We start from the raw sequence: 13,586 nt of genomic DNA, 5'->3' as shown, positions 1-13,586 counted from the left end.
TCACTCCTTCATTGAAAACTGAAATACTGGTAAATTACTATATAAATCATTTCCACGCTTAAGTTCAATATCCTTCAAAGGAAACAAAATGAATTCAATTGTGATAGCAACCGGATTCTCTCCATCAAGGAAGTGACCTCCACTAATTTGTTGGTGACAATCCACAAACATTCCATGAAAATGTACATCTAGCTCTCCATCTGAACCTAGCCCAACGAATCCAGTACCAGATAATAATTCTACTGGAGAATCGCTTATAATTTTCTTGGAATACTGAAGAACTCCCTCACTCGTTTTCTCCAACTGTACATATGTTGCATGGCTGAGCGAGCCTATACATTGAAACTGGGCAGCTTCTAAATCAAATCTTTTACACACTTCTTTTATTCCACCAAATAAATCTACATCTTTCATGAATCTTCCAACAATACGACTAGATTCTTTATCAAGTACCGCCTGTATTCGATCAGCCAAAGTTATACCCTCCATCGACTTGTAACACTTGACCTGTCGTATAGCTTGACTCTGGTGAAGCAAAATAAAGAACTGCTTCCGCTATATCTTCAGGAGTACCCATACGTTTGACAACTTGTCTACTAAAATCATAATCAACCCCAGATGTAATACCCGTAGCGGTTGCACCTGGTGCAACCGAATTACAAGTAATGCCATGCACACCTAGCTCTTTTGCTACCCATTTTGTTAATGCGATTACCGCTCCTTTAGATGCTGCATACGCTGGACCAGATCTTCTTGTTGCATCTCCATCCCCAGAAGAAGCTCCACCATTTATACCAGAAATGGAACTAATATTAATGATGCGACCATATTTCTGCTCCATCATATGTGGGTATACAACTGCTTGAATAAATAAAAATGATGCTTTTACATTCGTATCTAAATCTCTATCCCATGCATTTAAAGTCATATCTTCAATACTTAAGCGGGCGCACGTACCTGCATTATTTACTAAAATATGTAATTCGCCAAAGGTATCCGATGATCTAGCTACTGTTGCTTTCACAAACTCTTCGTCCCGAATGTCCCCTAAGCATTCCAGCACTTGAGCATCTTCGTTAATAGCACGAATTCGATCAATCGTTTTGGCACAAGAATTTAAGTCTACTAGAACAATATTTGCCCCTTCTTTTGCAAGATAAATGGCAGATTCTGCTCCAATACCACTTGCTGCCCCTGTTATAATGGCTGTTTGACCTTTTACTCTCATGAACCCATCCCCTTATTTATTATTAATATCCTTATTTTATGTTCAATAAATCTGGCAAAAATGTTGAAATTACTGGCACATACGTAATAAGCAACAAAATAATTACAGAAGAAATTACAAACGGTACAACACCTCTCGATATTTCTCCAAGTGACGTTTTAGATATTCCAGATGCTACATACAAATTCAACCCAACAGGTGGTGTAAATAAACCAATCGCTAAGTTAACCGTCATAAATACTCCAAATACCGTTGGATCAACACCTAGTAAAATCATAACGGGTGCTAGTATAGGTACTAGAATGTAGAATGCTGAAATTGCATCGATAAACATACCAGCAATTAGTAGAATGATATTTACTATTAATAAAATAATTATTTTGTTGTCTGAAAGTCCTAACATTGCATCTGATAGAGTAGTTGCAATTTGTTCTGTCGTAATAATATAAGCAAACACTGATGCTGCACTAACGATGAACATAACAGTAGCCGTCTGAACTGAAGATGCTACTAATATATTAAAGAGACTTTTAATATTTAATTCTTTATAAACGAAGAAACCTACGAGTAATCCGTAGAACACAGCAACTACTGCAGCTTCTGTAGGAGTAAAGAAACCACCATAAATACCACCTAAAATGATTACTGGAATCATGAGCCCCCACAAAGCATTTACAAAAGCTTTCCATCTTTCTTTCCCAGTTGCTCGTTTTTGTTGAACAAACCCTTCTAATGGACCTTCTTTTTTCTCTTGTCTCCATCTAACAAACATGGCAGCAAGCACGAATCCTATTCCAAGCAAAATACCAGGAATTATACCAGCGATAAAAAGACGCGCAATCGATACAGGGATTTGATCTCCTGCGACTACTGCAAAAACGATAAATGCAATACTTGGAGGAATTACGATACCAATTGCACCAGAACTTGCTACAAGAGCACCAGCTGTTTCCTTCTTATAGCCATTACCTACAAGTGCTGGAATCAATATACCGCCAATAGCGGCAACAGTAGCAGGACCTGATCCAGAAATTGCAGCGAAGAAGATAGCAACCAACACTGTTACAAAAACAATTCCACTTTTTCTATGACCGACCAATGCTTGAGCAAAATCAATAAGTCTCTTAGAAATACCTGCTTGCTCCATAATTACCCCAGCCAACACAAAGAATGGAATAGCAAGTAACGTAAACTTCGCGACACTTGTGTACATAATATCTGCCACAAGCTCTAGCCCAAATATTCCACTGCCTGTAAATAACACAACAATAGAAGATATCGCTAATGAAACAGCTATTGGAATTCGCAGTAAAACTAGCACAATAAATAGGCCAAATAATATGATTGCTGTCATACTGATTTTCCTCCGTTCACATTTTCTTCACGATACTCGATAACTGTTGCTTGAATAGTACGATATAAACAAAGTAACGCTCCTACTGGCATAGCTAGAGAGAAAACCCATTGAGGCCATCCAAGCGATGGAGTTTTTTGCCCCATATCCATTTGGAAAAGAACCATCTGGATTCCAAAGTATAATAAAATAAGAAATAAAATCCCCATAAGTAAACCTACTAGTAATGTAATACCTTTTTTAAACATGCCATTGACTCTATCAAATATTAAAGTAAATCCAAGGTGTGCGTTTTGACGCACACCTATCGAAGTACCTACAAAAGTTAAAAATACGAACAAATTAATCGTAATTTCTTCCGTAAAGGAAAGTGAATAGTTCACAATTCCCCTAGAAAGTATGTTCAAAAACGCAATGGTCGACATGACGGACATGACAATAGCAACGATCCATTCTTCTAATCTATTCAATAGTTGATCCATCTTATTGCCCTCCAATCTTAACGTTTCTGAAACGCTTTTAGTAAATCTTCTCCCCAAATACTTGTGTATTTATCGTAAACTGGTTGAACAACTTCTTTAAATTTAGCCAGTTCATCTTCCGTTGGCTCATATAGTTTCATTCCAGCAGCTTTTAACTCTTCTAATTGTTTCGTTTCTTTTTCACGAGCTAACTCTACTTGATATTCCGCAGCTTCTTTACCTAATCTTGCAAACAATTCTTGATCCTCTTTACTCATAGAATCGTAAAGTTTTTTGTTCATACCTAGTACAAGTGGGTCATAAGAGTAATTCCACAATGTTAAATAGTCTTGTACTTCATTTAATTTAGATGAATGAATAACATCAATTGGGTTCTCTTGCCCATTAATTGTTCCTTGTTGAAGTGAAGTAAACACTTCTGAGAATGTCATAGTAGTTGGATCCGCACCAAGTGTACGATACAAATCGGTATACATTGTAATACCAGGAATTCGTATTTTTAATCCTTTCAAATCTTCAGGAGACTTAATTTCTTTCACACTATTCGTCACTTGTCGGAATCCATTCTGACCAAATCCTAAGGCCTTGACACCTTTTTCTTCTAGTATTTTTGTTATAGCTTCTCCACCTTCTCCCCCAAATACTTTATCTACTTCGTCGGTATTATTGAATAGGAAAGGTGCGCTCGCTACACCAAAACGCTCATCTAAAATGGAATAAATAATTGTGGAGTTGAATGTTAAATCTGTCGAACCTTTCGAAAGCATTTCTACAGCTTTCCCTGAATCCCCACCAGATAATTGCTCATTTGGGAATACTTCAATTTTAATACGTCCATCTGTTTCTTCACTTACATCATCAGACAACTTCTTAGCAGCTGCGTACCATGTTGAAGAATCGTTTACTGTAACTGACATTTTCAATTTGTATTCTTTTCCTTTTGACTCTTCTGCCGAACCTGATGAACATGCCCCTAACAGAAGCATTGCAGCTAAACCTAATGACCCTAATTTCCAACTTTTTCTTTTCATTCTTATTTCCCTCCAAATTATTATTGGTAAAACATTTTTCCATAAATAAAATCAACCAAATGCAATGCCTGTGTTGTAGTAGATAGTCCTTCTCGCTCAATACCAACCTTCATTTGCAACAAACATCCAGGGTTTGTTGTGATCACGGTACTTGCACTTACTTCTTTCACTTTCTGCATTTTAGACTCTAAAAGGAGTGATGCCATTTTTGGCTGAAGTAAATTATATATGCCAGCAGAACCACAACAAAGATCTGCATTTGGTAACTCCACATACTTGCAATCTTGCACAGCTTTTAATATATCGCGAGGCTCGTCCTTAACACCTGTTACATTTCGTAAATGGCATGAATCTTGATAAGTGACAAGTCCTAAAGATGAACTTACTGGTAGCTTTTCTAAGTAATCAACAATTCCTAATTTTATTAACAAGGAAGATATGTCTATCTGCTTTGCAGTAAATTGCTTAGCTTTTTCAAATAATATTGGATCATTGGAAAGTAATTTATCATACTCTCCTAAAAAAGCACCACAACCTCCTGCATTATTCACAATGAAATCAATCTCATCTAACTCAAATGCTTTGATGTTTGCTATAGCGTTTCTTTTTGATTTTTCTAATTCTCCGCTATGTCCATGTAAAGCTCCGCAGCATTGCTGATTTTCGGGAATTAGCACTTCACAACCTAATTTTTCTAAGATTGCTATCGTATTTCTATTTGTCTCATTAAATAATGTGTCCATTAAACATCCAGCAAAAAAAGCAACTTTTACCTTCACTTTTGCTCTTTCATTTTCAGGTTTCTTTCTTTTTGCTGGTATTGGTAGGACACTTTCCATCTCTTTCATGAAAGGAGGAAAAAGTTCTAAAAACCCTATTTTCCTTACTACTTTCTGTAGACCTGATTTTTGATAAAACGTTACAAGATTAACTGCTTGTTGCATTTTCTTTTGATCTGCAAATAGATTATCAAAAGCACCTTTACGAACAACTTTTTCCTTCAAGGACTGGGGCTTCACTGAAAGTATTGCTTCACGAGTTTCTTCTATTAAAGTGCCATATTGAACTCCTGCAGGACAGGCAGGTTCACAAGCTCTGCAACCTAAGCAAAGATCAAAAGATTCTTCTACCGAACCATCCCACATGATCTGTCCATCTCGTATAGCTTTCATTAATGCAATTCTTCCTCTTGGAGACTGTGTTTCATCAAAGCCCGAATGAATATATGTAGGACATGCTGGTAGACAAAATCCACATCTCATACAATCCATTAGGCGATCATCATCTACATGTGTCACAAATGCTTGTTGCATTTTTTCTTGAAGTGCAGTCGTCATGTTTGAACCACAACCCTCTGCTTACGGTCTTTTGCAAAGATTTTTCCAGGGTTCATTATGTTTAATGGATCAAGTGATTGTTTAATACCCTTCATGACCTCAATTCCAGATGCACCTATTTTCCATTCAAGATAAGGTGCTTTCATTTCTCCTACACCATGCTCTCCAGTAATCGTTCCACCTAGGCGAATAGCACTGTCAAAAATTTCACTGAAAGCCGCTTCCACTCGCTCCATTTCTTCTTTATCGCGAACATCTGTTAGGCAAGTAGGATGGAGGTTGCCATCTCCTGCATGACCGAATGTAAAAATCATTAAGTTATACTTTACTGCAATTCGTTGAATCTCCTTTACCATATTGGCAATTTCGGATCTAGGAACAGTAGCATCTTCTAAAATGGTTGTAGGTCTTTTTCTCGCTAGTACCGACAATGCTACTCGTCTAGCTGTGCTTAGTTGTAGTGCTTCCTCAGCGGACTGCGCTAGCTGGGTAGATTTAGCTCCATGCTCCATACAAATTTTATGTACTAACTGCATATCCCTTTCAACTGTTTGCAAGTCCCCATCCTGTTCAATAAGTAGCATTGCCTCACAATCTGTTGGAAGTCCGATTTTCATATACTCCTCTACATTTTCAATCGTTCCTTTATCCATAAATTCCAAAGTGGCTGGAACTACTTTTGCCGCAATTATGGAAGAAACCGTTTTGGCAGCAGTTTCGAGCTGATCATAAAAAACAAGTAACGTTTGTTTCGTTTGAGGTAATGGTATTAAGGAAAGAATAATTTCTGTAATAACACCAATTGTTCCTTCCGAACCAACAAACAAACTTGTTAAATCGTATCCAGCAACATCCTTTGAAAGCTTTCCTCCTGTTTTAAGAATTTCTCCATTCGGTAGTACTACAGTTAACCCCTTTACATAATCTCGAGTTACTCCGTATTTTAATCCTCTCAGTCCACCAGAATTTTCACTGACGTTTCCTCCAATTGTGGAGATTTTCATAGAACTTGGATCTGGCGGATAAAATAGACCTTTTGGCTCCACTAGCTCGTTAATATCTTTTGTTATAACTCCAGGTTGTACGGTGAGTGTTAAATTTTCTTCATCGAACTCTAATATTTGGTTCATTCTATTAAAGAGAAGAACGACACCACCTGCATTTGGAACTGTCCCTGCTGCTAAGTTCGTTCCAGATCCACGTGAGATGATGGGAATTTTATATTCGGAGCATATTTTAACAATTTCTTGAATTTCCTTAGTATTCGATGGAGATAATACTAAGTCCGGTAATGCTTGAAAGTTTGCTGTAGCATCGTAAGAATAAGCAAGCTTCTGAGCTGTCGTCGTTTTAGCATTTTCTTTACCAGTAATCGCAATCAATTTTTGGATCAGATAGTCTTCCATCTGTAATCCTCCTATTCAACAGAAAACGTTTTCATTTATTTTAATATTCAAATCATTAAGAATATATGGACTTTAACCCAATGTTTTGTCACATTTTAGACAAATTCATTGTGCAAACAAACAAAAATACTTACTAGAATGCTTTACTAGAAATAAGTAAATCGTTGAAACGGCTCCCTTTCCGGAGGGCACTGAAAAAGTGTCATTCAAATACATTATCTATCAAATAGTCCTAAGAGAATTTAGCGCTTTGGCATTCGCTTTCCGCGGGCGAGCGACGAGCCTCCTCCTTCGCTCTGCTTCGTGCGGGGTCTCGTCCGTCTCGCTTTCCCGCAGGAGTCTCATGCGTCGCGCTAATTCTTTAAATGAAATACAGTACATAGTTCCTATAAAAATAATAATTTCGAGTTTTTCAATGGCCTCCCTTTCCGCGGTCGTTTCCTCAGCCTCCTCGCTTCGCTGTGGGGTCTTTTGCTAACGCTTTTCCCGCAGGAGTGTCGCCTTTTTCAACGATTTTCTAGAAATAAAAAAGTAGAGTTTGAATGAGGGTACTGAAAAAGTTCCTATATTCGATTTTGCTAGATGGGGTTGTCCAATAGTCCATTTAATAAGATAATCGTTGAAATGGCTCCCTTTCTGCGGGCGTTGCCTCAGCCTCCTCGCTTCGAGGGCACTGAAAAAGTGTCATTCATATAAATTATCTATCAAATAGTCCTAAGAGAATTTAGCGCTTTGGCATTCGCTTTCCGCGGGCGAGCGACGAGCCTCCTCCTACGCTTCGCTTCGTGCGGGGTCTCGTCTGTCTCGCTTTCCCGCAGGAGTCTCATGCGTCGCGCTAAATTCTTTAATTGATATACAGCAAATAGTTCCTATAAAAATAATAATTTTGAGTTTTTCAGTGGCCTCCTCGCTTCGCTGTGGGGTCTTCGACTAACGTATTCCCGCAGGAGTGTCGCCTTTTCCAACGTTTTCTAGAAATGAAAAGCTAAGAAAAATTTTAAAGGCAGTTGGAATGAGTGCATTTCCAACTGCCTATTATTTTATAAACTATTTAATTCGTCTACTAGTCGAATTCCCAGATAAATAAGAAAGATATCATGGGTCTCAGAAATGGACAATCCCGTTAAATCTTCTACTTTTTGAAGACGATATGTCAATGTATTTTTATGTATGTGTAGCTTATGTGCGGTGTTTTTCATCGACTGATTTTCACTGAACCACACACGTAAATTGTGGAATAGCTCTTCGTCTCCTAACAAAGGGGCAACCGTTCGTTCAATAAATTGTTCTTTCGTTTCCTTTGGTAAACTATGTAAGATTAAATCGAATAGTAGCTCTCTTTCAAATACAATTCTTCTACTTTTCTGAGACACTTTTACGGCTCTCTCCGATTGATTAAACGAAAGAGACAGCTCATTATATTCGGTCTGTTCACCTATACCAACAGCAAGTTCCATTTTCATTTTTCGTTTCACATGTAGCATTAAATTTTCTAATTCAATTTTTAATTTTAGTTGGTCCATTTCTGGCAAAACTAAAATAATTTTTTCTTGTCCCCAACGACTTGCCTTCAGCAATGGATGTATCGTTTGAACAGATAAGAAAAAATCAACGTCTTCTGTTTTAAATCTCCTTTTTTCATCCATCGCTTGAATCATGACAACTTGGGTATACAATTCAACTTGTATATCTAATAACTCTGCTCGTTTGTAAAATTGTTTATCCCTTGATGTAGAAGTTATCCAATCAATCATGAAAAACTCAAACTCTCTGATTTTCTCATCTTTTTCCTGTCTTTTGAGGGAGTCTTGTACAAATAACTCCACTACTCTTCTTATCAGTAGAGCTTGTGGTTCAATTTTCTTTGGATCTCCTGTTACTCCTAATACTGCAATTGGTTTTTCATCAATAATAATAGGAATAACAATTCCTTTTCGAACACCACGAAGCTTGGTAACCTCTTTTTCTGTCATATGAAGTAATTTTTCTGCTTTCATACAATGTAGTGCTCCCTCATGGAATTGGTTCACTCTCTTAGGGTCAGTACTCACCTGAATAAATCCTCGAGAATCTGTCATAATAACTTCCTCTTTGATTAGATATCCGAGTTCATTTATAATATCTTGTCCTAATTCTTCCAAATTAAACACTCTATCCCCTCCCTTTTAAATAACCACTCCTTACGAGAAAAAACATATACCGATATTATTCGACAAAATTCCTCAAATTTCCTTCCGCTGTGTCCAACATGAATTACTGTTATGTATAGGAATAATATTATTCTGACTATACTCATATTAATAACAATAGAATTGCTAAGTTAAAGAAACGGGGTCCTTTATGAAAAAGAGAATAATATGGATAATTGTTGCTGCAAGCTTTTTTATTGGTTGTATCGTATATGCAAGCAGCTTTTATAATGAAGTTTCCACTACACTGGAAACAATTCACGAACCAGAAATACGCCAAGTTTCTAAACTAAGGACTACAGAAGTTGAATTAGTAAAAAAACAACCATTTTCATTGCTTCTCCTCGGTGTAGATGAACGGGAGAATGACAAAGGTCGTTCTGATACAATCATCGTCATAACGGCTAATCCATCCACTAATTCTACAAAAATAATTAGCATACCAAGAGATACGTATACAGAAATCATAGGTAAAAACAAAGTAGATAAAATAAATCATGCATATGCTTTTGGTGGAATGGACATGGCTCTTCATTCGGTGGAAAATCTGCTGAATATACCAATCGACTATGTTGTTCAGGTAAATATGGAAAGCTTTTTGGAAATTGTTGATATTGTGGGAGGGGTTACAGTTGAAAATGCAAATGCATTTCAAGTGGATGACTTTATTTTTGATGAAGGTACTATCCACTTAGATGGAGAACAAGCACTAAGCTATGTTCGAATGCGAATGGATGATCCTTTAGGTGACTTTGGTAGGCAAGCTAGACAAAAACAAGTACTGCAAGCTGTTTTACAAAAAGGGGCTTCCATCAATAGTTTATGGAACTATAAAGATATATTATCCTCTCTCCAGAAGAACCTTCGAACAAATATGACATTTGAGCAAATGATCGATATTCAAAAAGGATATAAAAGCACATTGAATCAGATGGAATCACTTTCTTTTGAGAAAGGAGAAGGAAAGAAAATCGATGGTATTTGGTATTTCATGATGGATGAAGAAGAGTTAAAAAATGTGACTACTAAATTGAAAGAGCATTTAGAGATAGAGTGACTTTCTAGTTAACTATAAAAATCATTAGATATCAGTTAATAATAATCCGGCTAAAATATTAGGAAGCATTAAAAAAAGAAACTCGTTGAAAAAGGCGACACTCCTGCGGGAATAGCGTTAGTCGAAGATCCCGCAGCGACGCGAGGAGGCTGAGGCAACGCCCGCGGAAAGGGAGCCCTTTCAACGATTTTCTTATCTATTGGAATATTGGACAACACCGCCTGGTACCTGCAGGAGAGTAGCGAAGGCACTGAAGAACTGTCTTTTTACTAAGATAAATACTTTTTCATTTCTAGTAAATCGTTGAGAAAGGCGACACTCCTGCGGGAATAGCGTCAGTCGAAGACCCCGCGGCAAAGCGAGGAGGCTGAGGCAACGCCCGCGGAAAGGGAGGCCACTGAAAAAGTCACTTTTTTTCAAAAAATAAAAACGAAATCCCATAATTCCTTCACTTTTTAGGGTGTTTATGGGGACGTCATGCCAATTTTGATACAAATATACTTCTCAAGTGGTGACTTTATTTTCTGAATTTTGGTTTTTCAGTGGCTCCGGAAAGGGAGCCGTTTCAACGATTTTCTTATCTATTGAATATTGGACAACACCGCCTGGTACCTGCAGGAGCATAGCGAAGGCACTGAAGAACTGTCTATTCTATTAAGGTAAATACCCTAGAAATTCGTTGAAAAAGGCGACACTCCTGCGGGAATAGCGTTAGTCGATGACCCCGCAGCGAAGCGAGGAGGCTGAGGCAACACCCGCGGAAAGGGAGCCATTTCAACGATTTTCTTATCTATTGGAATATTGGACAACTCCACCTGGCAAAGCCACATTTCATGTACTTTTTCAGTGCCCACAGCATGTTAGAGGAAAGAAAGCTAATGGCGCCTCGTCTATTAGGAAGGCAACCTAAGTTCGCCACATCCTGTGGCAACGGTTGCATGACCCATGTCGTATGGGCCTCAACGCCTTCATGACCAACATCGTGTTGGCCCAAGTGGCTCAACGCTCGAAAGCGCAGCTTCGTAAAATCTAATCTATCCCATAAAAAAAGTAGACAACTCGTTTTCCTGAGTTGTCTACAGTCTGACCCTAAACATAAGTGTTTAGGTTTGAAGAGTCTTAATAGGACTCAAAAATATCAATATACTTCCATTCATTATTCTCTTTTTTCAATAAGTAGACAGTTGTAACTGTGTCAGATTCTGTACCTTCTGTTATTGTATCTGTCACTTCTACATAGGCATACCCATATATAATTGAATATACATGAGAATGGACAAATTCAAATTTCAAATCAACTTCATTAAATACATTCTTAATTTCTTCTTTTAGATTCTCATAGTTTGGATATTCGGAACTATATTGATTGAATACACCATCTACATTTTCACTGTTAATTAGCTCATTCGTTTTTGCAAAGAATTGATTTAGTTCTTTTTCTTGTTGTATAAAACTAGCATCTTTACGGATGATTAAGCTATATTCATCATAAAGAGTATAATATATTTCGTCCTCTATAATCATATCGAAAGATGTGAATAATTGATCTACTTGCTTTTCCACTAACGACTGATTTGCTTTCTGCGAGACGAGTTTATCTAATTTTCTCAAATCCCCTTTTGCAGAGATAGTATATTTAGCGTCACTAAGTACTGTTTCTGCTGGAGCTTTATACGTAGAAAGAAAAGCATCTCGTGTAGACTTTCCGTATACTTTGTAAAGTAATTTCGCTTGTTTTCTAATTTCAGCAGTTAGTTCATGATACGACTTTTCAGTTGCATCTCCAATTGGATCCTCTGCATATTGTTGTTCGAACTTTTGCGTCAATGCTGATATTTTATTTCCAGAAGTAAGGGCATCAATATAGCCCATCGTGCGCTCATAGTGGATTCCTACATTTTCAGCTAATCTTTTTTCTAACTTTTGCTTATCAGAGCTTTTTAAAGTCGAAATTTCTTTTTGAGCTTGTAAGTAAGCAGACTTTGTATTATTAAACACCTTCATATCAGGTGTTTTGATAGCGTGCGTATTTTCATATGATATTTGCCATTTTAATACTCCCGCATGTTTTTCAGCTGCATTTACTAATGATTCAGCCTTTGACAAGGAAGCAGCCGATGCAGTTGTATAAGGTGTTAATATTGCAGAACTAAAAATCCCCAAAGCTAATGAATACGAAATAATTTTTTTCATCATGTTCTCCATTCTATAATGTGGTATGGAACTTATTGCTACAATAGAAAAAGTAATACAAATTAATTCTATTTTAGTTTAGGGAAATGTAGAACGCAATACTATTTCATATTTTTTACAATTTATTTTTATTATTTTTTCATATTTTGGATAAATTTCTCTATTCTATTTAACCCTTCCACGAGCACAGTCATAGAATAAGCATACGAAATTCGAATAAAGCCTTCCCCGTACGGAGTGAACGTACTACCAGGTACAACAGCGACGCCACCTTCGTGTAAGAGCTTCGTTGCAAAGTCAAAAGAAGTCATACCGAAATCTTTTATAGAAGGAAATATATAAAAGGCACCATTCGGTTTTTCAACAGACAATCCCATTTCTACTAATCGATTGTACACATAATCACGTCTTTTAACATACTCTACATTCATCTCTTCCGGTGTATCTTTGGAATTAGTTAAAGCTTCGATGGTTGCATGTTGTGCTGGTAAAGAAGCACAAATTGAATTATACGAATGTACTAGCATGACTTGCTTTAAGATAGAAAACGGTCCCATTAAGAATCCTACTCTCCACCCAGTCATGGAATGAGATTTGGAAACACCATGAATATAAAAAAGTTTATCTCGAAGTTCTTTGTATGAAGCTAACGAAAAATGCTCTCCCGAAAAAGTATTTTCACTGTAAATTTCATCAGTGAGTACAAATACATCTTTATCTTTTAGCAGGTGAACTAGTTCATCCATCGTTTCCTTTTGGATGACAACGCCTGTAGGATTAGAAGGATTATTAAATAAAATCGCCTTCGTTTTATCCGTAATAAGCGCTTCTAGCTTCTGAGCGGATGGTTGAAAACCAGTTTCCGTCGTATCTAAATAAACGACCTTTGCACCACACAGTTCAATAACCGGTACATATCCCGAATAGATTGGTGCTGGTAAGATAACCTCATCACCTTCCTCTAAAATCGTTCGGAAAATGGAGTCGATCGCTTCACTAGCACCATTTGTAATCACAATTTCATTTTGTGGGTCATATGAAAAACCATATTTAGTAGTGAAAAAGTTGTTAACTGCTTCTCGGAGTTCTAATAATCCAGCATTATGAGAATACCCAGTTAAATTTTGTTCAATTGCTCGAATCCCTGCCTCTTTTACGGAGATAGGTGTAGGAAAGTCGGGCTGACCGATTGTTAAATTAATAGCATTCGGAAAATTTACTAATTGATTTGAAAACTGGCGTATACCTGGTACTTTTAGTGCTTGAGCACGTGGGTTAATGCTTAAAGACATTACATGTCATCCTTCTT

11 protein-coding genes are annotated in these 13,586 nt (G+C 37.2%); 1 reads left to right on the top strand and 10 read right to left on the bottom strand.

Annotated features, from left to right (window positions below; translation table 11 throughout):
- The 8 genes from FG384_RS03835 to FG384_RS03800 all read right to left on the bottom strand — a co-directional run bounded on the left by FG384_RS03835 (position 1) and on the right by FG384_RS03800 (position 8,988).
- Positions 1–474 (bottom strand): PCC domain-containing protein, encoded by a 474-nt coding sequence (locus FG384_RS03835; RefSeq protein WP_240793336.1) that lies wholly within the window; start codon positions 472–474, stop codon positions 1–3.
- On the bottom strand, positions 467–1,228 hold the full coding sequence (locus FG384_RS03830; protein WP_142641235.1) for an SDR family NAD(P)-dependent oxidoreductase: 762 nt from the start codon (positions 1,226–1,228) through the stop codon (positions 467–469). Before FG384_RS03830 ends, FG384_RS03835 begins: the two co-directional genes overlap by 8 nt.
- A 31-nt stretch (positions 1,229–1,259) precedes the next feature.
- Positions 1,260–2,582 (bottom strand): TRAP transporter large permease, encoded by a 1,323-nt coding sequence (locus tag FG384_RS03825; RefSeq protein ID WP_142641234.1) that lies wholly within the window; start codon positions 2,580–2,582, stop codon positions 1,260–1,262.
- Positions 2,579–3,064, bottom strand: a complete 486-nt coding sequence (locus tag FG384_RS03820) for a TRAP transporter small permease (protein WP_142641233.1) — start codon at positions 3,062–3,064, stop codon at positions 2,579–2,581. The genes FG384_RS03825 and FG384_RS03820 overlap by 4 nt, the downstream gene beginning before the upstream one ends.
- Before the next feature lie 17 nt (positions 3,065–3,081).
- A complete protein-coding gene (locus tag FG384_RS03815) occupies positions 3,082–4,095 on the bottom strand; it encodes a DctP family TRAP transporter solute-binding subunit (protein WP_142641232.1) in 1,014 nt (337 codons plus the stop codon).
- Positions 4,096–4,115: 20 nt separating this feature from the next.
- On the bottom strand, positions 4,116–5,432 hold the full coding sequence (locus FG384_RS03810) for a (Fe-S)-binding protein (RefSeq protein WP_142641231.1): 1,317 nt from the start codon (positions 5,430–5,432) through the stop codon (positions 4,116–4,118).
- The gene (locus tag FG384_RS03805; RefSeq protein WP_142641230.1) at positions 5,429–6,838 is read right to left on the bottom strand and encodes an FAD-linked oxidase C-terminal domain-containing protein; all 1,410 of its coding nucleotides are present in this window, start codon (positions 6,836–6,838) and stop codon (positions 5,429–5,431) included. The genes FG384_RS03810 and FG384_RS03805 overlap by 4 nt, the downstream gene beginning before the upstream one ends.
- Before the next feature lie 1,040 nt (positions 6,839–7,878).
- The gene (locus tag FG384_RS03800; protein WP_142641229.1) at positions 7,879–8,988 is read right to left on the bottom strand and encodes a CdaR family transcriptional regulator; all 1,110 of its coding nucleotides are present in this window, start codon (positions 8,986–8,988) and stop codon (positions 7,879–7,881) included.
- A 190-nt stretch (positions 8,989–9,178) separates the two neighbouring features.
- On the opposite strand from FG384_RS03800, the gene FG384_RS03795 reads away from it, so the two are divergent.
- Entirely contained in the window at positions 9,179–10,084 is a 906-nt protein-coding gene (locus FG384_RS03795; RefSeq protein ID WP_142641228.1) for an LCP family glycopolymer transferase, read from the top strand.
- Positions 10,085–11,203: 1,119 nt separating this feature from the next.
- On the opposite strand, the gene FG384_RS03790 is transcribed toward FG384_RS03795, so the two are convergent.
- Together FG384_RS03790 and FG384_RS03785 are read right to left on the bottom strand one after the other, a co-directional pair.
- A complete protein-coding gene (locus FG384_RS03790; RefSeq protein WP_142641227.1) occupies positions 11,204–12,277 on the bottom strand; it encodes a hypothetical protein in 1,074 nt (357 codons plus the stop codon).
- Between the two features lie 131 nt (positions 12,278–12,408).
- Positions 12,409–13,569, bottom strand: a complete 1,161-nt coding sequence (locus FG384_RS03785) for an aminotransferase class I/II-fold pyridoxal phosphate-dependent enzyme (protein ID WP_142641226.1) — start codon at positions 13,567–13,569, stop codon at positions 12,409–12,411.
- Positions 13,570–13,586: the final 17 nt, after the last annotated feature.

Source organism: Psychrobacillus vulpis, from assembly GCF_006861825.1.
GTDB classification, from domain to species: domain Bacteria; phylum Bacillota; class Bacilli; order Bacillales_A; family Planococcaceae; genus Psychrobacillus; species Psychrobacillus vulpis.
This window is presented reverse-complemented; position numbering and strand designations above follow the sequence as displayed.

Coding starts and splice junctions, on each gene's coding strand:
- FG384_RS03820 (WP_142641233.1), bottom strand. CDS start 3,064: ATGGATCAACTATTGAATAGATTAGAAGAATGGATCGTTGCTATTGTC.
- FG384_RS03825 (WP_142641234.1), bottom strand. CDS start 2,582: ATGACAGCAATCATATTATTTGGCCTATTTATTGTGCTAGTTTTACTG.
- FG384_RS03810 (WP_142641231.1), bottom strand. CDS start 5,432: ATGACGACTGCACTTCAAGAAAAAATGCAACAAGCATTTGTGACACAT.
- FG384_RS03815 (WP_142641232.1), bottom strand. CDS start 4,095: ATGAAAAGAAAAAGTTGGAAATTAGGGTCATTAGGTTTAGCTGCAATG.
- FG384_RS03785 (WP_142641226.1), bottom strand. CDS start 13,569: ATGTCTTTAAGCATTAACCCACGTGCTCAAGCACTAAAAGTACCAGGT.
- FG384_RS03790 (WP_142641227.1), bottom strand. CDS start 12,277: ATGAAAAAAATTATTTCGTATTCATTAGCTTTGGGGATTTTTAGTTCT.
- FG384_RS03830 (WP_142641235.1), bottom strand. CDS start 1,228: ATGAGAGTAAAAGGTCAAACAGCCATTATAACAGGGGCAGCAAGTGGT.
- FG384_RS03805 (WP_142641230.1), bottom strand. CDS start 6,838: ATGGAAGACTATCTGATCCAAAAATTGATTGCGATTACTGGTAAAGAA.
- FG384_RS03795 (WP_142641228.1), top strand. CDS start 9,179: ATGAAAAAGAGAATAATATGGATAATTGTTGCTGCAAGCTTTTTTATT.